General features: G+C 70.9%; 17 protein-coding genes and 1 tRNA gene. 6 read left to right on the top strand and 12 right to left on the bottom strand.

From position 1 onward, the window contains the following. Positions 1-94: 94 nt before the first annotated feature. The 3 genes from WMF24_RS46255 to aceB form a co-directional block, all read right to left on the bottom strand. Positions 95-2,452, bottom strand: coding sequence for a glutamine--tRNA ligase/YqeY domain fusion protein (locus WMF24_RS46255; RefSeq protein WP_437733878.1), 2,358 nt, complete (start codon positions 2,450-2,452; stop codon positions 95-97). 270 nt (positions 2,453-2,722) lie between these two features. Then, positions 2,723-4,021 carry an isocitrate lyase gene (gene aceA / locus WMF24_RS46250; RefSeq protein WP_437733877.1) on the bottom strand — a complete coding sequence of 433 codons (1,299 nt, stop codon included), beginning with the start codon at positions 4,019-4,021 and terminating at the stop codon, positions 2,723-2,725. A gap of 75 nt (positions 4,022-4,096) precedes the next feature. Further along, the gene (gene aceB, locus WMF24_RS46245) at positions 4,097-5,716 is read right to left on the bottom strand and encodes a malate synthase A (protein WP_437733876.1); all 1,620 of its coding nucleotides are present in this window, start codon (positions 5,714-5,716) and stop codon (positions 4,097-4,099) included. Positions 5,717-5,931: 215 nt separating this feature from the next. Between aceB and WMF24_RS46240 the strand changes: the two genes are divergently transcribed. Next, positions 5,932-7,362: a helix-turn-helix domain-containing protein gene (locus WMF24_RS46240; protein ID WP_437733875.1), complete on the top strand. Its 1,431-nt coding sequence runs from the start codon at positions 5,932-5,934 to the stop codon at positions 7,360-7,362. On the opposite strand, the gene WMF24_RS46235 is transcribed toward WMF24_RS46240, so the two are convergent. From WMF24_RS46235 to WMF24_RS46225, 3 genes are read right to left on the bottom strand one after another with little or no spacing between them, the layout of a single operon-like run. Continuing rightward, a complete protein-coding gene (locus WMF24_RS46235; protein ID WP_437733874.1) occupies positions 7,363-7,734 on the bottom strand; it encodes a response regulator in 372 nt (123 codons plus the stop codon). It abuts the gene before it with no gap. Beyond that, positions 7,731-8,426, bottom strand: coding sequence for a histidine kinase (locus WMF24_RS46230; protein ID WP_437733873.1), 696 nt, complete (start codon positions 8,424-8,426; stop codon positions 7,731-7,733). The genes WMF24_RS46235 and WMF24_RS46230 overlap by 4 nt, the downstream gene beginning before the upstream one ends. Before the next feature lie 23 nt (positions 8,427-8,449). Continuing rightward, the gene (locus WMF24_RS46225; protein ID WP_437733872.1) at positions 8,450-9,883 is read right to left on the bottom strand and encodes a sigma-54-dependent transcriptional regulator; all 1,434 of its coding nucleotides are present in this window, start codon (positions 9,881-9,883) and stop codon (positions 8,450-8,452) included. A gap of 823 nt (positions 9,884-10,706) precedes the next feature. Between WMF24_RS46225 and WMF24_RS46220 the strand changes: the two genes are divergently transcribed. Next, positions 10,707-11,162, top strand: a complete 456-nt coding sequence (locus WMF24_RS46220) for a hypothetical protein (protein WP_437733871.1) — start codon at positions 10,707-10,709, stop codon at positions 11,160-11,162. A gap of 75 nt (positions 11,163-11,237) precedes the next feature. Beyond that, positions 11,238-11,717: a hemerythrin domain-containing protein gene (locus WMF24_RS46215; RefSeq protein WP_437733870.1), complete on the top strand. Its 480-nt coding sequence runs from the start codon at positions 11,238-11,240 to the stop codon at positions 11,715-11,717. 117 nt (positions 11,718-11,834) lie between these two features. Here WMF24_RS46215 and WMF24_RS46210 read toward each other — a convergent pair whose 3' ends face one another. From WMF24_RS46210 to WMF24_RS46195, 4 genes are all read right to left on the bottom strand, one after another. Then, positions 11,835-12,140, bottom strand: coding sequence for a hypothetical protein (locus tag WMF24_RS46210; RefSeq protein WP_437733869.1), 306 nt, complete (start codon positions 12,138-12,140; stop codon positions 11,835-11,837). Positions 12,141-12,155: 15 nt separating this feature from the next. Next, a complete protein-coding gene (locus tag WMF24_RS46205; protein ID WP_437733868.1) occupies positions 12,156-12,374 on the bottom strand; it encodes a hypothetical protein in 219 nt (72 codons plus the stop codon). Between the two features lie 61 nt (positions 12,375-12,435). Then, the gene (locus WMF24_RS46200; protein WP_437733867.1) at positions 12,436-12,993 is read right to left on the bottom strand and encodes a hypothetical protein; all 558 of its coding nucleotides are present in this window, start codon (positions 12,991-12,993) and stop codon (positions 12,436-12,438) included. A gap of 493 nt (positions 12,994-13,486) precedes the next feature. Next, positions 13,487-13,651, bottom strand: coding sequence for a DUF1328 family protein (locus tag WMF24_RS46195; protein ID WP_437733866.1), 165 nt, complete (start codon positions 13,649-13,651; stop codon positions 13,487-13,489). A 539-nt stretch (positions 13,652-14,190) separates the two neighbouring features. On the opposite strand from WMF24_RS46195, the gene WMF24_RS46190 reads away from it, so the two are divergent. The 3 genes from WMF24_RS46190 to WMF24_RS46180 all read left to right on the top strand — a co-directional run bounded on the left by WMF24_RS46190 (position 14,191) and on the right by WMF24_RS46180 (position 19,443). Next, positions 14,191-17,037 (top strand): PAS domain-containing hybrid sensor histidine kinase/response regulator, encoded by a 2,847-nt coding sequence (locus WMF24_RS46190; protein ID WP_437733865.1) that lies wholly within the window; start codon positions 14,191-14,193, stop codon positions 17,035-17,037. A 355-nt stretch (positions 17,038-17,392) separates the two neighbouring features. Then, positions 17,393-17,809, top strand: coding sequence for a response regulator (locus WMF24_RS46185; protein ID WP_061606753.1), 417 nt, complete (start codon positions 17,393-17,395; stop codon positions 17,807-17,809). Next, positions 17,806-19,443 (top strand): ATP-binding protein, encoded by a 1,638-nt coding sequence (locus WMF24_RS46180; protein WP_437733864.1) that lies wholly within the window; start codon positions 17,806-17,808, stop codon positions 19,441-19,443. The genes WMF24_RS46185 and WMF24_RS46180 overlap by 4 nt, the downstream gene beginning before the upstream one ends. A gap of 547 nt (positions 19,444-19,990) precedes the next feature. Here the strand turns inward: WMF24_RS46180 and WMF24_RS46175 are convergent. Then, positions 19,991-20,072, bottom strand: a tRNA-Leu gene (locus tag WMF24_RS46175). A 267-nt stretch (positions 20,073-20,339) separates the two neighbouring features. Further along, on the bottom strand, positions 20,340-21,575 hold the full coding sequence (locus tag WMF24_RS46170; protein ID WP_437733863.1) for an ATP-binding protein: 1,236 nt from the start codon (positions 21,573-21,575) through the stop codon (positions 20,340-20,342). Positions 21,576-21,628: the final 53 nt, after the last annotated feature.

The following is a 21,628-nucleotide window of genomic DNA, read 5'->3' as shown; positions in this document are numbered from 1 at the left end:
CGCGCACCCCGCGTCGGGGAGGAAGCGAAACAGCGTGTGGGTGGGAGAGTTGCGCCGGGTACGCCGGTCAGGCCGGGTACGCCGGTTATGGCGGTTACGCCGGTTGCGAGAGCTTCCTGGTCAGCAGCGCATTGACCAGGTCCGGGTTCGCCTTGCCGCCGGAGGCCTTCATGACCTGCCCGACGAAGAACCCGATCAGCTTCGTGTTGCCCGCGCGGTAGCGGGAAACCTCCGCGGAGTGCGCGGCGACGACCTTGTCGACGATGCGCTCGAGGGCGCCCTCGTCGGCGACCTGCCGGAGCCCTCTGCGTTCCACGATGGCCTTCGGGCTACCGCCCTGCTGCAGCATCTCAGCCAGGACATCTTTCGCTATCTTTCCGGAAATCGTCCCGTCATCGATCAGCGCCAGAAGCTCGCCGAGCTGCGCACCTGAGAAGGGAAGGTCGCCTGTCTTCCTGTCCTTCAGCTCGCGCGAGATCGAGTGGATGACCCAGTTGGCGGCGCTCCGCGGGTTATCGTGGACGGCGACGGCCTCCTCGAACAGCCGGAGCAGGCCGTCGTCCTCGGCGAGGACGACCGCGTCATCGCCGGGGATCCCCCGCGCGTCGATGAGGTGTCTGGCCCTCTCGGCCCGCGCCGGCTCGAGCCGCGCGATCCGCTCCTCGATCGGCGCGCGCTCGCCCTTTGGCTTCGCCGGCTGGGGCCTCGCGGCCGCGCTCTCGGGCGCCGGCGCCGGCCTCTCCGCGGCGAGCTTCGACCACGAGTCCTTGAGCGCCACCGTGCGGTTGAAGACGGGCGCCCCGGGCGCGGAGTCGACAGGATCCACGAAGAAGAACCCCTGCCGCTCGAACTGGACGTGGCTCCCCTTCTCGATGGTGGACAGGCTCGGCTCCACCCGACACCCGGTCAGGGTGACCAGCGAACCTGGATTCAGGTTCTCCAGAAAATCCTTCCCTTCCTCCACCGCGTCGGGCCGCTCGACCGCGAAGAGCCGGTCGTAGAGCCGGACCTCCGCGGGGATCGCGTGGGCGGCCGACACCCAGTGAAGCGTCCCCTTCGGCTTCTTGCCGCCGGGCGCCTCACCTGCCTTCGTGGGGTGATCGTAGGTGCAGCGGAGCTCGACCACCTCCCCTGTCGCCTGGTCTCTCACCACCTCGCGGCAGGTGATGAACCCCGCATACCGGAGCCGCACCTGCTGCCCCGGCGCGAGCCGGAACCATTTCTTCGGCGGGTCCTCGAGGAAGTCGTCGCGCTCGATGTAGACGACCCGGGAGAGGGGCACCTTGCGGGAGCCCTGCTTGGGCACGTCCTCTGGCCAGTAGGGCGCGTCGATCTCTTCCACCTGCCCCTCGGGGAAGTTCTCGAGGACGACGCGGAGCGGGCGCAGCACGGCCATGACGCGCGGGGCGCGGAGGTTCAGGTCGTCGCGGACGCACGACTCGAACTTCGCGATATCCACCATGCTGTTCGTCTTGGCGACGCCGATCTCCTCGCAGAAGGCGCGGATGGACTCGGGCGTCACGCCGCGGCGCCGGAGGCCGGCGATGGTGGGCATGCGCGGGTCGTCCCAGCCGCTCACATACCCGCCCTTCACGAGCCCGAGCAGCTTCCGCTTGCTCATCACCGTGTAGTTCAGGTTGAGCCGCGCGAACTCGTACTGGCGGGGGCGGGACGGGACGTCGAGGTTATCGATGATCCAGTCGTAGAGCTCCCGGTTGTTCTCGAACTCCAGCGTGCATATCGAGTGGGTGATCCCCTCGATCGCGTCGGAGAGGCTGTGCGCGAAGTCGTAGAGCGGGTAGATGCACCAGGCGTCGCCCGTGCGGTAATGGCGCGCGCGCTTGATGCGGTAGATCGGCGGATCGCGCATCTTCATGTTGGGAGCGGCCATGTCGATCTTGGCCCGCAGCACGTGCGCGCCCTCCGGGAACTCCCCTGCTCTCATGCGGGCGAAGAGGTCCAGGTTCTCCTCGACCGACCGGCTCCGGTAGGGGCTCTCTCTCCCGGGCTCGGTGACGGTGCCGCGCATCTCGCGGGTCTCCGCCTCGCTGAGGCTGCACACGTACGCCTTGCCCTTCTTGATGAGCTCCACCGCGAACGCGTAGAGCCGCTCGAAGTAGTCCGACGCGAAGAAGAGGTTATCGCCCCAGTCGCCGCCGAGCCATCGCACGTCCCGCTGGATGGACTCCACGTACTCCAGGTCCTCTGCCGCCGGGTTCGTGTCGTCGAAGCGCATGTGGCACGCGCCCCCGAACTCGGTCGCGAGCCCGAAATTGAGCAGGATGGACTTCGCATGTCCGATGTGCAGATAGCCGTTCGGCTCGGGCGGGAACCGGGTCACGACCCGCTTGTGTCTGCCTGCGGCGAGGTCCTCGGAGATGATGTTGCGGATGAAATTCGACGCGGCGCCGCCGCTGTCGGCGTCGCTCGGTCTCTGGCTCTGCGTTGTCACAGCTCTTTTCCACCTCGGCTCGGGCGCGGGCGCCCGAGCGGAGCCTACTCGAACGGCCCCCCCTGGACCACCGTGGAGAGGGCGCCGCGCGGCCCCCGCGCGGGGCGGAGCGGGGAGGCGCAGCAGGGGCGGGCCTGGCGAGGGGGGACGGGCGCGGCAGCGCGGAGGGCGGCAGCGCGGCAGCGCGGGGAGCGCGCGTCCTTTCGGGCGAGGCGCCCGGCAGGGCGGCCGCGGGGCGCGCGGGCGGGGCCGGCGCGCCCGCGCGGGCGGTCAGAACTGGGCGGCCTCTGTCGACTCGTGGAGGGCGAGCGTCGACGCCAGGCCGCCCGAGATCACCTGGGCGACCTCGTCGAAGTAGCCCGTCCCGACCTCGCGCTGGTGGCGCGTGGCGCTGTAGCCGAACTGCTCACCGGCGAACTCGGCCTGCTGGAGCTCGGAATACGCCGACATGCCGCGGCGCTGGTACTGCCGGGCGAGCTCGAACATGCTGTGGTTCAGCGCGTGGAACCCGGCGAGGGTGACGAACTGGAACTTGTACCCCATGGCGCCGAGCTCGCGCTGGAACCGCGCGATGGTCGCGTCGTCGAGGTGCTTCTTCCAGTTGAACGACGGAGAGCAGTTGTAGGCGAGCAGCTTGCCCGGGAACTGCTTGTGGATCCCCTCGGCGAAGCGCCTCGCCTGGTCGAGGTCCGGCGTCGACGTCTCGCACCAGACGAGATCGGCGTACGGCGCGTACGCGAGCCCGCGCGCGATGGCCGCCTCGAGGCCGCCCTTCAGCACGTAGAAGCCCTCGGGCGTGCGCTCCCCGGTGACGAACGGCCTGTCGCGCGGGTCGATGTCGGACGTGATCAGCTTGGCGCTGTCGGCGTCGGTGCGGGCGACGAGGACGGTCGGCACGCCCATGACGTCGCTGGCGAGGCGCGCCGCCACGAGGGTGCGGATGAACTGGCTTGTCGGGACGAGGACCTTGCCGCCCATGTGTCCGCACTTCTTCTCGGAGGCGAGCTGGTCCTCGAAGTGCACGCCCGCGGCGCCCGCCTCGATCATCGCCTTCATCAGCTCGAAGGCGTTGAGCGGCCCGCCGAAGCCGGCCTCCGCGTCCGCCATGATGGGGGCGAGCCAGTAGCGCCCCGACTTGCCCTCGGCGGTCTCGATCTGGTCGGCGCGGAGGAGCGCCTGGTTGATGCGGCGCACGAGCGTCGGGACGCTGTTCGCGGGATACAGGCTCTGGTCGGGGTACATCGTGCCGGCCTCGTTGTTGTCGGCCGCCACCTGCCACCCGCTCAGGTAGATCGCCTTGAGCCCGGCCCGCACCTGCTGCATCGCCTGGTTGCCGGTGAGCGCGCCGAGCGCCGCCACGTACGGCTCGCTGTGCATCAGGTTCCAGAGCCGCTTCGCCCCGAGCGTCGCGAGCGTGTAATCGATGCGGACGGTGCCGCGGAGCCGCGCGACGTCGGCCTCGGAGTACGGGCGGACGATCCCGCTCCATCGGCCGGGGGCGACGTCGCTCGTCGTCGCGTGGAGGGAATCGGCGGAGATGGGCGTGTTCAACGGGAAAGCAGCGGACATGACTGTGCTCCTAGCGTGTTGGGGTGACGGGCGGCACCGGCCGCTGTGTTGACATCAAAGCAGGTGAGATGATCGTCACGAGCGCTGCTCTTCGGCCCTCGTGATCAGGAGCTCATAGGCGGGCAACGTCAGGAACTCCTCGAAGTCGTCCCCGACCGACAGCCGCTCGAACAGCGCGCGCGCCTCGGCGAAGCGGCCTCCGTCGAAGCGCGCCTCGCCGAGCGCGCCGCGCAGGGCGGCCATCTCGCCGTCGACCGCCGCGCGGAAGCGCTCCACGGTGAGCGGCTTGCCGTCGTCCAGCGTCGCCTGGTGGCGAATCCATTGCCAGACCTGCGTGCGCGAGATCTCCGCGGTGGCCGCATCCTCCATCAGGTTGTAGAGCGGCACGCAGCCGAGCCCGCTGATCCAGGCCTCGAGGTACTGGACGCCGACGCGGATGTTGTGGCGGAGGCCGGCCTCGGTGCGCGCCCCGGACGGGACCTTCAGCAGGTCGGCCGCCGTGACGCGGACGTCCTCGCGCTTCTTCTCGATCTGGTTCGGGCCGGGCATGTGCGCGTCGAACACCTCGCGCGCGAGCGGCACGAGCCCCGGGTGCGCGACCCAGGTGCCGTCGTGCCCGTCCTTCACCTCGCGCAGCTTGTCCGCGCGCACCTTCTCGAGCGCCGCGCGGTTCGCCTCGGGGTCGCTCTTGATCGGGATCTGCGCGGCCATGCCGCCCATCGCGTGGACCCCGCGGCGGTGGCACGTCTTCACGAGCAGCTGGGTGTACGAGCGCAGGAAGTGCTGCTCCATCGTCACCAGCGAGCGGTCCGGCATCACGCAGGCCGGGTCGTTCCGGAGCCTCTTGATGAAGCTGAAGATGTAATCCCAGCGACCGCAGTTGAGCCCGGCCGAGTGCTGCCGGAGCTCGTACAGGATCTCATCCATCTCGAACGCCGCGGGCAGCGTCTCGATGAGGACGGTCGCCTTGATCGTGCCGGCGGGCAGGCCGAGCGATTCCTGCGCGAAGAGGAACACATCGTTCCAGAGCCGCGCCTCCAGGTGACTCTCCATCTTCGGGAGGTAGAAGTACGGCCCCGTACCGCGGCGGACGAGCTCGCGCGCATTGTGGGAAAAGAAGAGCCCGAAATCGAAGAGCCCGCCCGGCAGCGGCTTTCCGTCGAGCTCGACGTGCTTCTCCCAGAGGTGCCAGCCGCGCGGCCGCACGAGCAGGGTCGCCAGCCTGTCGTTGAGGGCGTATCGCTTGCCCGTGGCCGGGTCCTCGTGGCGGAGCTCGCGCCGCGCCGCGAGCTTCAGCGCCGCCTGCCCCTCGATGAGGTTCTTCCAGGTGGGCGAGGTGGCGTCCTCGAAGTCCGCCATGAACACGCTCGCGCCGGAGTTCAGCGCGTTGATGATCATCTTTGGATCGACAGGGCCGGTGATCTCCACGCGCCGGTCGAGGAGATCCGCGGGCAGCGGCGCGACCGTCCAGTCGCCCTCGCGCACATTCCTCGTTTCGCCGAGGAATTCGAACCTCTCGCCCGCGTCGAGCCGCGCCTGCACCTCGCGCCGGCGGGCGAGCAGGCCCGGCACCCGGTCGGCGAACTTCCGTCCCAGGCTCGCCAGGAAGCGAAGGGCCTCTGGCGTGAGGACAGCGTCGTCGCCCGCGACCCTGGGAGCGAGCAGCCTGAGGTTCGTCTCGTGATTCTGGCTCATCCACATCTCCTGCAACGCTGCGCGTCGTTACAAGCAAGCTATGTTTGTCGACGGGGTTTCAGCGTCAACTTCGCTCTGAAATGCAGGCGGATAAGGATGTCGACGAAAGGCCTTTACACGCGGTCAACGTGTAAACTATTGTAAATTTCTAGCGTGGCGAGCTGCCTCATCCAGGTGGCGGCTCAGTAGGCTCGTCTACGTTCGGGAGGGTTTCCATGGCCGATGCACCGCTTCTCGGGGCCAAGGTCCGCGCGCTGCGGCGTCGCGAGCACATGACGCAGGTCGATCTGGCGGAGCGCCTTGGCGTCTCGGCGAGCTACCTGAACCTCATAGAGAACAACCGCCGTCCGTTGACAGCGCCACTTCTCATCCGGCTCGCCCAGATATTCCAGCTCGATCTCCAGAACTTCGCGTCCGAAGAGGATGTCCGGCTCACCGCCGACCTCCACGAGGTGTTCGGCGACCCCATCTTCGAGAGCCACGGGCTGACGAACGCGGATCTGCGCGAGCTCGTGGCGGCGTCCCCGAACGTCGCGCGCGCGGTGCTCACGCTGTACCGCTCGTACGCGACGACCCGGGAATCGCTGGCCACGATGGGGGAACGGCTGGCGGGCGACGGGTTCGTCGCGGTGGACAACTCGCGCCTGCCGTCGGAGGAGGTGAGCGATCTGATCCAGCGCCGGATGAACCACTTCCCGGAGCTCGAGGAGGGCGCCGAGGCGCTCTGGCGGGAGGCGGAGCTCGACGCGGATGACGTCTATCGCGGGCTCGTCCGGTACCTCCACGCGACGCGGGGCATCGAGGTGCGCATCGTCCGCGTCGCGGACGAGCGCCAGGCGATGCGGCGCTACGACCCGGACAGGCGGGTGCTCAGCATCTCCGAGGTGCTGCCGCCCCGGAGCCGCCGGTTCCAGCTCGCGCACCAGCTCGGGCTGCTCACGCAGTCGGCGGCCATCGACCGCATCCTGCGCGACGAGAACCTGACGACCCCGGAGTCCCGCGCGCTCGCCCGCGTCGCGCTGGCCAACTACTTCGCCGCCGCGATCCTGATGCCGTACCAGCCGTTCCTCGAGGCGGCGCGCACCGAGCGCTACGACATCGAGCTGCTCGCGCACCGCTTCGGCACGAGCTTCGAGCAGGTGTGCCACCGGCTGACGACGCTGCGCCGCCCCGGCGCGGAAGGGGTGCCGATGCACATGGTCCGCATCGACATCGCGGGCAACATCTCGAAGCGCTTCAGCGGCTCGGGCATCCGCTTCGCGCGGTTCAGCGGCGCGTGCCCCCGCTGGAACGTCCACGCCGCGCTGATGACGCCCGGCATGATCCGGATCCAGCTCTCGCAGATGCCCGACGGCGCCGTCTACTTCTGTATCGCGCGCACCGTGCGCAGCGACCGCGGCGGCTACCACGTGCCGCACACGGTGCAGTCGATCGGCATGGGCTGCGACGTGCGCTACGCCCGCGAGCTCGTCTACGCCGACGGCGTCGACCTCGACAACATCGGCGCGGCCGTCCCGGTCGGCGTCACGTGCCGGACCTGCGAGCGCCTCGACTGCGCCCAGCGCGCGCTGCCGGCGCTGCAGCACCCGCTGCGCCTCGACGAGAACCGCAGGGGCGTCTCGTTCTACGCGTCCGTCGAGAAGTGATCAGCTCTGCCGCCCGAGCAGCTGGTTCAGCGTGGACACGAGCCCCGCCACGTCGACCGGCTTGACGAGGTGCGCGTGCGCCCCGGCCGCCCGGCTCTTCTCGCGGTCGTCGTCGCCGCCGAAGCCGCTCACGACGACGATGGCGCGCGGCCTGCTCTCGGTCGACGCGACGAGCTCGATGCCGCTGCCATCCGGGAGCGACACGTCCGTCACGAGGGCGTCGATCGCGCTGTCGGCGAGCCGCGCGCGCCCCTCCTCGCACGAGCGCGCCACGACGACGCGGAAGCCGCGGCGGCGGAGCGCCATGCCGAGCAGCGCCGACGTGTCGTCGTCGTCGTCGAGCACGAGCACCAGGGGAAGATCTGCGCTCATCGGGCACCTGCCTTGCGATCCGCCTCGTTCAGCGGCCACTCCAGGGTGATGCGCGTCTCCGCGCCGACGCGCTCGACCCGCGCCGTGCCGCCGTGCGCCCGGAGCACGCCGTCGATCACCCGGACGGGCAGCGCGCCCTCGTCGAGCGGATCCGAGTCCGGCGCGAGCGCGGCCTGGAACAGCTCCTCCACCGAGGTCGTGTCCGCGTCGCTCGTGAGCACGACGCGCGCCCTGTCGCCGTGGGCCGTGAGCTCCACGGAGACCCGCGCGCGGGCGGCGCGCAGGGCGAGCATGAGCGCGTCCGCGAGCGCCGCCGTCATCGAGGTCGCGTGCGCGAAGCCGCGCAGCGGCGCGAGATCGAGCGCCACCGAGACCTGGCGACGGCCATAGACGAACGACGCCTCCGAGACGGCCTGGCGCACGAGCGCCTCCAGGTCGAGCGGCTGCACCGGGGTGTCGAGCTGCCGCGCCAGCTCGGACGCGGCGGTGTAGCGGTCGGCCAGGCGCAGCAGGCGGCGCACGCCCCGCCGCGCCATGGTGAAGTACACGGCGTTCCGTGCGGTGGTCTCGCCCCCGAGGGCGAGCTCCAGCTCGTCGAGGGCGCCGGCCACGACGCCAGCGGGCCCGCGGACATCGTGGCCCGTCCGGGCGAACAGCTTGTAGACCGACTCGGGCAGCGCCTTTTGCGTCATTCGTTACGCCTCACCCGCCTCATTCAGCTCAGAGAAGAGCTCGCCGATCCGGGCGAAGAGGCGGCCTTGTCCTTGTCTGGGCCCTCGTCCCCGCCCGATCCATCCTGCTCGCCGTAGCGCTCCAGCTTGCGGTAGAGCGTCCGCCGGTCGAACCCGAGCATCTGGGCCGCGCGCGACTTGTTGCCCCCGACGAGCGCGAGCACGCGCTTGATGTAGCGCTTCTCGAGCTCATCCATCGTCATGATCTCCGCGGGCTCGTCGACGGCGACGACGAAGCGGTCGGGCCGGTAGGCCTGGACCTTCTCCGGGAGATCCTCGACGGTGATCTGCTCGAAGCGGGCGAGCGCCACGGCGCGCTCGATGCTGTTCTCCAGCTCGCGCACGTTGCCCGGCCAGTTGTACGCGGTGAGCTTCTCGGCGGCCGCGGTCGAGAGCGAGAGCACGCCCTTGCCGCTGCGCGACGAGAACTTCTCGAGGAAGTGCATCGCCAGGTGGAGCACGTCGGTCCCGCGCTCGCGCAGCGGCGGCAGGTCGATCTTCACGACGTTGACCCGGTAATAGAGGTCCTCGCGGAACCGCTTCTCGTACACCTCGGTCTCGAGGTCGCGGTTCGTCGCCGTCACGATGCGCGCGTCGAAGGGGATCTCGGCGTTCGACCCGACCGGCCGCACCTTCCGCTCCTGGAGGGCGCGGAGCAGCTTCGGCTGCACCTCGAGCGGCATCTCGCCGATCTCGTCGAGGAAGATGGTGCCGCCGCTCGCCTCCAGGAACAGGCCGGTGCGCTGGGTCTTCGCGTCGGTGAAGGCGCCGCGCGCGTGGCCGAACAGCTCGCTCTCGAGGAGCGCCTGGGGCACCGCGGCGCAGTTGACCGCAACGAAGGGGCCGGGGCGGCCGCTGGCCTCGTGGATCGCCCGCGCGATGAGCTCCTTGCCGGTGCCTGTCTCGCCGTGCACGAGGACGGAGGCGTCGCTCCGCGCCACGCGGCCGATCAGGTCGTACACGCGCTTCATCGCGGGGCTGCGCCCGACCAGCCCCTTGGTCTGCTGGACGTCGTGGGCCGCCTCACGCAGCCGCTTCACCTCGGAGCGGAGGCGCCGGTGCTGGACGGCGCGCGAGACCGTGAGCCCGAGGAGGTTCGAGTCGAGGGGCTTCGTGACGAAGTCGAACGCCCCGGCGCGCATCGAGGAGATCGCTGTCTCCATGCTCCCGAGCGCCGTCATGACGATGACGAGCATGTCGGGCCGGGCGCCCAGAATGCGCTCGCAGAGCTCGAGGCCGCTCATCTCGCTCATGCCGACGTCGGTCAGCACGACGTCGAAGTCGTCCTCGCTCACGAGCTCGAGCGCGCTCTTGGCCGAGGTGCGCGCCGCAACGGAGAACTCCTGCCTCTTGAGGAGGGCTTCGACTAGATCGCACGTCGCTTCGTCGTCATCGACGACGAGTATCCTGCCGCTCATCGCGTGTCCTTCCCCGGCAGCTCTATAGGTCGACCGCTGCCTGCAGTTGCAGGGAACGTGCCACGGAGACCTCCGGCCATCAAGCCCGGGGCGCTCTCATCCTTGCGTTCTCTCGCGTGACGTTTCGCCACAGGTGCGCGTTCTTGCCCCAACCATGAAGGCGCCGGGTCGTCTGCCGCAGCGCCGGTGCGCCGTCGGTCGAGCGGCCCGTGGGGCGGCGCCGGCTCCGGACCTCCCCAGGTCCTGGAAGCTTTACGCACAGCCTGGATTTCCACAGATCGGCAGCACCCCGCCCTGGAATGCACGCCGCGCGCCTCGTTGCTGGCGAGCGACGCGCGCCTCCCTCGCGCGCGTCTGGTGCGCCTCCCTCGCGCACACCAGAGGCGCGCGAGGGAGGCGCGGAGAGGAGCCGCGGCGCATCGCAGGCCGCAGCCGCGGCGCATCGCAGGCGGCAGATGAAGCGCCGCGGCGGAGGACACCGCCGCGTTGCCTCTCGCCGGCGCGGCAGGGCGGATGAGACCGAGGCCGGCAAGGCGCGCCAGGGGGAAGAACGAATTCGCGGGACTCCATGCGATGTGCGCGCGCCCGGCGAGGCATGAAACAACCAGGTGCCTGTCTGGAACTGGACATGACGCGGCGCGGACGTGTGCCGATGTTGGCATGATCGCCTCGTTTCACCGAACTGTCGGGTCCGTCCGAGCCGGCTCAGAGGCGAAATTCCACATCGAGGTCCATGTTCAGTTTCCGGCGTCTGTTCTGCCCTGAATGATCCTGCACGGCACGGCGCTTGCTAAAACTTGTGCCGATGAAAAACAGGGGGCGGATGGGTGAGCGTCGGGACGAGACGTGCGTTGTCATTGCCGAGTCCGGCGCTTCCTGGACGGAGTGCGCGGAGTGGCTGACCGCGCAGGTGCGCGATGTCCAGACGGTGGTTCAGCTCCCGGACGAGCACGCATCGATGTTCCAGTCGCGGCTGCAAGAGCAGCTCCGGCGCCTCGGGGACGTGAGCACCGCCGTGTTCGTCGCGACGTCGTCGGCGACGAAGCTCGCGCCCCGGTCCTCCCTTCTTCGCGCGGTGCTCGGCGCGCTCCCGGGCGTCAAGCGCGTCGTGCTCTGCCCGGGCTCGGACCCGCAGGCCCCTGCGGCGCTCGAGCTCGCGGGCCTGTCGCTGACGCTGCGCGAGCTGCGCGGCACCAGCGCGATCACCTTCTCGCTCGAGGGCCCCCGCGGCGAGCCGCTGCGGGGCCTCGCGCGCCTCGCGATCGACGCGGCCGCCTGAGCGGGCCGCGCGGCGACAACAAGGCTCCTCGCCCCGTCTCGACACCTCAACATCACGCTTCCGGGAGAAGAATGCATGAAAGCGACACAGCTCTTGAAGGGGCAACACCGCGAAGCCGAGAGGCTGTTCGAGCTGGCCCTGTCGGGGGTCGGCGATGTCCGGCGGGTGACGGACGAACTCACAAAGCACCTGCTCGCCCACATGCTCGCCGAGCAGGTGGTGCTCTTCCCGGAGCTGCTCGCGATCGAGCCTGATCTCGTCGGCGGTGCCTGCGAGGAGCACACGGTCGCGCGGTTCGAGATCCGCCGCGTCGTGAGCACGACGCCGGACGACCCGAGCTTCAGGGCCAGGCTCACGGCGCTACGAGACCTCGTCATGCACCACATCGAGGAGGAGGAGCAGGAGCTCGTGCCCTGCATCGAGGCGGAGCTGACCGACGAGATGAACGAGCGGCTCGGCCAGCAGATGCTGGAGCTCTTCGAGGCGCTCATCGCCCACTCCCGCCGCACCCACGGCGCGACGCGTGCCCCGCAGCGCACGGCGACGGCCGCCTGACGGCCCGCGCGTCGGCGCGGATTGCCCCCGCCGACGGGGCTGCCTCCGCGGCGTGGCCGCGACCCCGCGCGCTCCGGTCGAGGGAGATCGGAGCGCGCGACGACCGGTGCGTGAAGCTCAGGGGCTTGTCGCGGGCGCGGGCGCGGGCGCGTCGCCTGGGCCCGTGGGGCCGCCGTGGCCGGGCCCGTAGCCGTGGGACTCGCCGTAGCCGAGATCCTCGGGGACCATCTTGTCCGCCGCGCTCGACGGCGCGGACGGCGCGGGCGAGGCGGCGCTCCTCGCGTCGTCCGAGGCGAGCTCGTAGACGCCGCGCTCGAGCTCCACCTCCTGGAGCGCCGAGCCGCAGGCCCGGCAGGGCGTGGCCGCCGTCGACACATAGATGTACGTGCGGCCACACGACTTGCAGCGAAGCTCGCGGATCATCGCCGGCTCGCCTTGTCAGCTCGGCCGACCGCGCCGCGTGGCTTCCTGGGCCTCGCGCAGCTCGTCGCCCTCGGGGCCGTCGAGCGCGCGGGCGGCCTCCTCCGCGTTCTCCTCGATCTTGCCGCCCTTCACCGACCTCTCCACGCCCTCGCGGTAACGGCGGTCCGCCGTGTGGTTGCCCTCGCCCTCGAGGTCCGTCGACTGGCTCTGCTGGGTGGCCTTCTGGTTCTCCATCGTATCCTCCTGTTGTTGAAGCGCTCTCCGGGTCAGGACCGCGGCTTTTACATCGGATGCATCAGACGCGCCGCTTCGCCTCCTGGATGGCGCGGTCGAGCTCGTCCACGCGCTCCGAGACGCCCTTCTTCACCTGATCCAGGTTCGTGCTCGTCGCCGCGTCGAGGTCGCGCAGGCTCCTGCGGACGGCCTCCGACTTGTCCTGGATGTCCTTCATGAGCTTGTCGGCCTCGGCCTTGGACAGCTTCTTCTCCATCCTGGCGCGGAGCTCGGCGACGTCCTTCTCGAGGTCCTCCACCTTGCGCGTCATCGACGTGCGCGCGTCGTCGCGCGCCTTCGAGAGCTCCTCCTGGGCCTCCGCGGTCTTGTCTTGCGCCTCGAGGGCCGCCTCGTTGAGCTCCTTCGCGGCCTCGCGGAGCGCCTTGTCGGTCTCCCGCTCGGCGCGCTGGTCGATCTCCGCGACCTTCTTGTCGAGCTCGCTGGCGACCTCCGCGGCCTTTTCCTGCGCCTCCACCTGCGCGCGCTCGGCCTGGGCCTGCGCGTTCGAGGGGGAATCGCACCCGGCCGCGAAGGCGCTCACGACAACGGCGATGGGAAGGAACGTACGGACGATCTTCATGACTTGTATCCTCCGGTCTGCGGTTGAGGCTCGACCTCGGGCCCGAGCGAGCGCCGGGCACGACACGAGAGCCCCCATCGAAGCTCTCCGGGGTGGGCCTCTCGGCGCCCGGGATGGGGTCTGCACGGGGGTATTGCGACCGGCGTGCCACCCGGGACCGCGGAGATCGCTCGTCCTCGCGAGACAAATCGCCTCGATCGTGGCCCGCGCGTACGTGCGAGCGGGCGCTGCCAGCGTCGCGGCGACAGACGATAACGCGATGCGTTATGAGGTCTCGCTCGTGGCGCCGGCCGCGAAGATCCTGGAGTCCGCTGCGACGGACATCCCGGTTCGAGGCGGCGAGCTCGCCTGGATGAGTGGAGCTTTCAGCAGGGACGAGAGGGAGGTGCGCCGGGGGAGCGCGGGGGGCGACTCGGCACGTCGGGGCGCCCGCGCCCCCGTGGGCTCTTGTGGGACAGGAGCCCAGGGGCGCGCGAGGATCGGAGTGGGCGCTTCACCTCGGGACGCGGCGGCCGAGCGCGAGGGAGACGACGGCCAGCACAAGAAAGATGACGAAGAGCAGCTTCGCCACCGAGGCGGCGCTCGCGGCGATGCCGCCGAAGCCGAAGATGGCAGCGATGATCGCGATGATAAAGAACGCAACACTCCAGCTGAGCATGATAACCTCCTGATCGGGTGATCTGGTGTTCCAGTGGTTCCACCAAACCATGTTGCAGCCGCCGTGCCGCCGACGTCCCCTGTTCACCAACGCGGCTGGGCGCAGCGACGGGCGACAGCCCGCTCCGCTCGCCGCTGCACGCCGCCTCCGGCTGGAGGAGCTGCGGCAAATCGCCTCATCCGTGACGGCGCGCGGCGCACAGCGCCGTGGTTCCACGGCGGACGAGCTCGGCACAACGCTTGCTCGGGTCCATGCCTGTGCGCGAGGAGCCGAAGTCGCGACCTGCCAAACCCCCGTGTCGAGGCCGACCTCGACGCAAGGCGCGGGGCGGCACCCCCGTCGGGGCGGCGGTCGCCTGGTCGGCGGCGCGCGGGCTGCGCTGGCGGGGCGCCTTGTGGCGCTCGGCCAGCTCGCCGAATATGTCGTGCTCGCTGATGCCAGCCGCGGCCCAGGTCGCCCAGGACCGCTCGCCGGTCGCGGCTCGGGCTCCTGAAGGGGATGTCTGCCCACATGGAGCCCACGTCGCGAGCGACCCGATCATGACGACTCCGCTCCCCACGCTCATCAGGTCCCGCCGCGAGGCCATCATCGAGCGGTTCGTCGGCGAGCTGCGCAGGCGAAGCGCGGCCGTACGAGACATGCCGAAGCCGCTCATCATCAACGCGCTGCCCAGCTTCCTGGACGAGGTGGCCGCCGGCCTGGAGAACGGCGCGTCGACCCGCGGCGGCGACGAGGCGGCGCGCGAGCACGGCGAGGTGCGCTGGGAGGAGGGGTTCGAGCTGGACGTGATGGTCCGCGAGTACGGGGTGCTCCGCCGCTCGATCCTCCGCGAGCTCCAGGAGGCGGGGGTCACGCCGACGCTGGGCGAGCTGGAGGCGCTGCTCGACCGGCTCGACGCGGGCGTCGCCAGGGCGGTCACCGAGCACACGCGGCTGCAGCTCGCGGCGCTCGAGACCGAGCGCAAGCGCGTCGAGCTCGAGCGGGGCAGGAGCGGCTCGCTGCTCGCGCACGCGCCCGCGCCCATCTGCCTGCTCAAGGGCGCCGATCTCGTGTTCGAGCTCGCGAACCCGCTCTTCTGTCAGATGGTCGGCCGCGACGATCTCCTCGGCAAGCCGCTCGTCGAGGCGGTGCCGGAGCTGCGCGGGCAGCCGCTGCACGCGCAGCTCGAGGCGGCGATGACCACCGGCAATCCGAGCGTGGCGAACGAGATGCCGGTGCGGATCGCGCACTGGACCGGCGAGCTCGTGGAGCGGCTGTACAACGTCCTGTGCAAGCCGGTGCGCGACGTGAGCGACGCCGTCGAGGGCGTCATGGTGACGGCCTTCGAGGTGACCGAGCAGATCGGCGCGCGGAAGAAGGCCGAGCGCCTCGCGCTCGAGCTCCAGCAGAGCGTGGCCCAGCGCCTGCGCGCCGAGCAGGCGCTCCGGCTCAACGAGGAGCGCTTCCGCAAGGCGCTCCGGGGGTCGCCGGTCATGGTGTTCAACCAGGATCGGGAGCTCCGCTACACGTGGATGCACAACGGCTTCGGCAAGTCCGAGCGCGAGGTGCTCGGCAAGACCGACGCGGAGGTGCTGGAGGATCCCGAGGCGGCGCGATCGCTCGACCGGATCAAGCGCGAGGTGCTCTCCAGCGGGGTCGGCCAGCGCCGCGAGATCGCGCTGCACGTCGGCGGGCGCACGCAGTACCTCGACATCTCGATCGAGCCGCTGACCGACGACGCGTGCGAGATCATCGGCATCACCTGCACGGCGACGGACATCACGGAGCGGAAGTCGATCGAGCAGGCGCTCCGGGCGAGCGAGGCGCGGTTCCGCACCGTGCAGGAGGCGTCGCCGGACGGGTTCATGATCCTGCGCAGCGTGCGCGACGCGTCGGGGGCGATCTCCGATTTCGAGTGGGTCTACGTCAACCCGGCGACCGGGCCGATCGTGGGCGGCCGGGGCAAGGATCTCGAGGGCAAGCGGCTGTCGGTGGAGATGCCGGGCAGCGCGCTCGCGAGCGGCTTCGACACGTACGCCCGCGTGGTGGAGACCGGGGAGGCCGCCCGGGTCGAGATCTTCTGCGCCCACGAGGGCGCCCCGCAGACGTTCCGGGCCATCGCGGTCGCGCTGGGCGACGGCGTGGGCATCTCGTTCCACGACATCACCGAGCAGAAGCGCACCGAGGCCGAGCGCACGCAGCTCCTCGATCAGGAGCAGCGGGCGCGCCTGCACGCCGAGCAGCTCAACCGGCTCAAGGACGAGTTCCTCGCGACGGTGTCGCACGAGCTCCGGACGCCGCTCCAGTCGATCCTCGGCTGGGCGCGGATCCTCCGCACGGGCGAGGTGGACACCGAGTCGCTCGAGCGGGGGCTCTCCACGATCGAGCGCAACGCGAAGGCGCAGTCGCAGCTCATCGAGGACATCCTCGACGCGTCGACGATCATCGCGGGCAAGCTGCAGCTCCGGACCGATCCGGTCGACGTGCGGCAGGTGCTCGCCACGGCGCTCGATCTGGTGCGACCGACGGCGCTGGCGAAGGGGGTCACGGTCCACGCGTGGGTCGTCGACGACGTGGGCATCTTCCTCGGCGACGCCGACAGGCTGCAGCAGATCGTGTGGAACCTGCTCACGAACGCGGTGAAGTTCACGCCGTCCGGGGGCCAGGTCCGGGTCGGGGCGCGGCGGGTCGACGCGATGCTCGAGGTCGAGGTCGAGGACAACGGCGAGGGCATCCCGAAGAGCTTCCTGCCGTTCCTGTTCGAGCGGTTCCGCCAGGCGGACGGCGGGGTGACGCGGGCGCACGGCGGGCTGGGGCTCGGCCTCGCGATCGTGCGGCACCTGGCCGAGGCGCAGGGCGGCACGGTGCACGCCGAGAGCGACGGGGAGGGCAAGGGCGCGCGCTTCCGGGTCCGGCTGCCTATCCGCGCCGAGGCGCACCCGGCGCTGCCGTCCCCGCAGCGCCGGGGCAGCGACGCGCCGGGGGGCGCGGCGCGCCGCGTGCTCGAGGGCATCCGCGTCCTCGTCGTCGACGACGAGACCGACGCCCGCGAGCTGCTCGGCATCATCTTCGTGCGCGCGGGCGCGACGGTGCGCGAGGCCGCCTCGGCCGGCGCGGCGCTCGAGGCGCTCCGCGGGGGCGAGTTCGACGTGCTGGTGAGCGACATCGGCATGCCGGGCGAGGACGGCTACGCGATGATGCGGCGGCTGCGCGCGCTCGGGGCCGAGGTGCCCGCGAGCGGCATCCCGGCGCTCGCGCTGACCGCGTACACGCGCGTGGAGGATCGCCGCCAGGCGATCGCCGCCGGCTTCCAGATGCACCTGGCGAAGCCCATCGAGCCGAACAGCCTTGTCACGGCGGTGGCGCACCTCGTCGGCCGCGCGGGCAACCGCGGAAGCTGGCCGTAGGACCCCGGCCGCGCCCGCGGGCCGCGCGTGCGCGACGTGTCGCGCCGGGGCGGCCAGGTGGACAAGGGTGCCCCCGGAGCCCACCCTTGCCGCCCCCGGCTCACTCGGCTCTTCCCGGCGCCAGCTGCCCGCGGTAACGTCGACGGTGCCGGAACGGGCTGTGGCCGGAGCGGAGCTCGTGGAGACCCGAGTGAGCCGCGGCCGGCTCCGGTGCGCAGCAGGCCGTATGCGGTGTCTCCGTCCCCGGAAACAAGTGAGCCGGCCTCCAGCTCCGTCGCCATCGCCCTGCGTAGCGTGCAGCGTAGCTCTCGTGTGCTATCGACGGGCCAGCGTTTGCCCCTGAGCGAGGACGAGGATGGACGGTAAAATCCTGAATATTATCCTGGTCGAGGACGACACCGTCGACGTGATGAACGTCCGGAGGGCGTTCGAGAGGGGCAAGATCACGAACCCGCTCTGGGTGGCTGGCGACGGCGTCGAGGGCCTCGATCTGCTGCGCGGCACCCAGGTGCCGCGGGACCGCCGTCTCGTCCTCCTCGACCTGAACATGCCCCGGATGAACGGCATCGAGTTCCTCCGCGAGCTCCGCTCCGACGCCTCGCTGCGGGCGACGCCCGTCGTCGTGCTGACGACGTCGAACGACGATCGCGACAAGGTCGACGCGTACGACCTGAACGTCGCGGGCTACCTGCTCAAGCCGGTCACTTTCCTGAGCTTCGTCGAGCTGATGACGGCACTGAACCGGTACTGGACGCTCGTGGAGATGCCTTGAGCCATAGGTCGGTTCGTCTCCTGGTCGTCGACGACGACACGGTCGACCGGATCGCGATCCTGCGAGCGCTGCGGAGCGGCCGCGTCGACGCCGAGATCAGGGAGGCCGATTCGGTCGATTCTGCGCTCGCGGTGCTGTACGAGCAGCAGATCGACTGCGTGCTGCTCGATTTTTACCTGCCCGGGGGCGACGGGCTCGCGGTGATCGAGGCGGCGCGCAAGGCGAAGCTCACGGCGCCGTTCATCATGCTGACCGGTCAGGGGGACGAGTCGCTGGCCGTCGATCTGATGAAGCGGGGCGCGGCCGACTACGTGCCGAAGAACCTGCTGACGCCGGAGCGGCTCGTGCAGAGCCTGCGCTACGTGCTCCGGCTGAACGAGGCGGAGCGCCGCGAGGACGAGGCGCGCCGGGCGCTCGCGCGCCACGCGAACCAGCTCGCGCAGCTCACGGAGGCGACGCTGCGCATCCACAGGTCGCTGTCGCTGAACGAGCTGATCCAGCGCACAACGGACGAGGCGCGCGCGCTGCTCGACGCGAACGTCGCGGTCGCGCGGCTGGCCGCGCGGGGCGTGACGCAGCGGTCGCTGACGGGCATCTCACTCTCGGAGGAGTACGCCGCGCGGGAGGACCGCGAGGCGCTGCGCGAGATCGCGCTCGGCCTGATCGAGCGGAGGAGCACGAGCGTCCGGCTGACGGACGAGGAGATCGCGAGCGATCCCACGTGCGCCGACGTGCTCTCGCGCGCGCCGGCGGAGCTCCACCCGCGCTCGCTGCTCGCGGCGCCGCTGCGCGGGCGGGACGGCCAGTGCATCGGCAGCATCCAGCTCCTCGATCGGCGCGACGGCCCGTTCGTTGAGAGCGACGAGGTGCTGCTCACGCAGCTCGCGCAGTCGGCGTCGGTCGCCCTCGAGAACGCGCGGCTGTACAACGAGGCGCAGGCCGCGACGCGCGCCCGGGACGATCTTCTGGCGATCGTGTCGCACGACCTCCGGAACCCGCTGAACACGATCGCGATCACGGCGTCGCTGCTGCGGAGCGATCTGCTCCAGCGTCAGGACGGCGAGGAGGACGACGCCGTGCAGCTCGTCGACCGGATGGACCGCGGGATCCAGCGCATGACGCGGCTGATCGAGGATCTGCTCGACGCCTCGCGCATCGAGGCGGGGCGGCTCGTCGTGTCGCCGCGGGTGGAGCGGGGCGGTGCGCTCGTCCGCGAGGCGCTCGAGGCGGCGGCGTCGCTCGCGGAGGCGAAGGGCTGCCGGGTGACGCAGGGGCCGATGGACGCGGGGCTGGAGGTCCTCGCCGATCGGGATCGCGTGCTGCAGGTCTTCTCGAACCTGCTCGGCAACGCGCTGAAGTTCACGCCGAAGGGCGGGGTCGTCAGCGTGTCGCTCTGCCGGGTGGCCGATCAGGCGCGCTTCTCGGTGGCGGACACGGGCCCGGGCATCCCGCCCGAGCATCAGCCGCACCTGTTCGATCGCTACTGGAAGGCCTCGCAGGAGTCGCGCACCGGCGCAGGGCTCGGCCTGTACATCGCGCGCGGCATCGTCGAGGCGCACCACGGGACCGTCGCGGTCGAGAGCACCCCGGGGCGAGGGACGACGATCCACTTCTCGCTGCCGCTGGCGAGCTGACCGCGCGGCGCCCGGGGGCGGGCGCGGGGGAGCGGGCTGCGGGGCGGCGGCGGGCGCGGGACGAGGGCGGTGGGCGGGCGCGCGTCGCGCGAACTTACTGCAGACAGCGCCGCAGAGGATCGAACCGCCAAGGCGCCAAGAACGCCAGATGATTGAGATTTCTTGGCGTCCTTGGCGCCTTGGCGGTTCCCGAAATACCGCGCATTCGGCCGAAGTACCGCACGACCGCGCGCGACGCCGGCGGCGGCTCGTGACGCGTGACGCGCGGGCGCGCGTGAAGGAAGGGACAGGCCGGCTGGACCCGGGCCAGAGGAGGCAGCTCGTCAGACGAGCGCCGGTGCAGCGCTACGAGCGCGGCGCGTGTTCAACGCAGCGTGCGCGCGACGAACGCTTACGCCCAGAGCCGCTCGTCAAGAGCTCGCAGGTCCGAGATGGACCGCGAGATAGAGTCAGCGGCTGCGGAGACTTGATGCGTGGCGAGAGGAGCGAGGGGGGTTCCCTGTCTCGCTCATGGGTTGTTCAGAATCTCGATCGATTCAGAAGTCAGTGCGAAGGGGGGGACTTGAACCCCCACGGTGTTACCCGCTAGCACCTCAAGCTAGTGCGTCTGCCAATTCCGCCACCTTCGCGAGCGCGTTTGTGGGACGGAACCTACCCAGCCGGCCAGGGAAGTCAAGCTAATCCTCTCGATCTCGTGACACGACGTCGTCGCCGCACGCGTCCGCACGCGCCGCGAACGGCGCGCGCCGCGGCGAATCACGGCCGGGGCTGACCGCCCGCCGGTTCCGCCGGTCCCGCCTGTCACCGCGCGGCGCGGACGCCCGCGTCGGCGCCGCACCTCGCCCCTCCTCCCGCTCATCGCGAATGCCGCCCTTCGCGCGCGCCCGCGCGTCGCCTCAGCGGACGAGCGCCTCGACGATCTCGCGGATCTCGAACGGCTTGCGCACCCAGGACACGCCGCTGTTGGCCGGGAGCGGCGCGGCGCCGGCGCTGCCGGACATCACCACGAGCCGCACGTCAGGGTTGGCGCTGCGCACGGCAGAGACGGTGCCGAGGACGTCCTGCTCGATCGGCGAGATGTCGAGCAGCGCAGCCTGGAACGGCCCGGAGGCGAGCGCCCCCGGGAGCTCCACCGCGCTCTGCACGCTGACGATGCTCGCGCCGCGCGCCGTCAGCGCGGTGTCGAGCAGATCCACCACCGCGTCGTCGTCCTCGACAACAAGGATCCGGATGCCGTCGAGGACCGCCCCGGAGACCGGCGACGTCATGCTGCGCGGCACCGGCGGCTCGTCGTCGACCTCCGCGGCGGACGACGCGCTGTCGCCCCGCGCAGCGCCCTCGATGGGCCAGCGCAGCTCGAAGCGGGCGCCCTCGTCGGACGGGACGAGCGCGAGAGCGCCGCCCGCCTCGCTGGCCAGCGCGGCGGAGTGGCGGAGGCCGATACCCGCGCCGCCAGGGCGCGTCGAGACGCCGGAGCTCAACAGCGTCGCGCGGCGCGACGGCGGGACGCCGGGCCCCTGATCGGCCACGCCGACGATCACCGAGGCGCCGTCGAGCCTCGCGTCCACGCGCACCGCAGAGCCGCGCGGCGAGAGCGCCACGGCGTTGAGCAGCAGGTTCGTCAGGATCTGCACCACCGCGGCGCCGTTGCGCACGGAGGTGCGCGCGACAGCAGGATCGAGCGCGGCGCGGAGCGCGATCGCCGAGCGGCGCGCCTCGGGGATGAGCCCGGTCACGGCGTCGTCGATGACGTCGCCGAGCGAGCGCGCCGGCTCCCCCATCGGCCTCGACGCGACCTCGCCGTCCTCGGTCGGACGCCCCTCCGCGTCGGCGCCGATCGCCCGCCGGATCAGGCGGCGCGCGTCCCGCGCGCGCGACGCGGCGACGCCGAGCGCGCGGCTCAGCTCGGGGCCTTGCTCGCCCTGCGCCCGCTCGATGCAGCCCACGATGACCGTGAGCGCATTGGAGACCTCGTGAAGCGCGACAGCGAGCTCCTGCGCCGACGGGAGCGAGGTCTCGCCCGCACGCCCCTCCTCGGGGCGCTGCCCAGGCTCGGCTCGCAGAGGAGGCGCGCGCGTCAGGCCATCCTCTGTTGAAGGCTCCGATGTCCCACCGCGCGTCGGCTGCGCCACGGGCGCTAGCCTATCTCGCTCCGCGCTGGGCTGGTACCGCCCTTTTTCGCTCC

It is taken from the genome of Sorangium sp. So ce1335 (genome assembly GCF_051521615.1).
Classification (GTDB): Bacteria; Myxococcota_A; Polyangia; order Polyangiales; family Polyangiaceae; genus Sorangium.
This window is presented reverse-complemented; position numbering and strand designations above follow the sequence as displayed.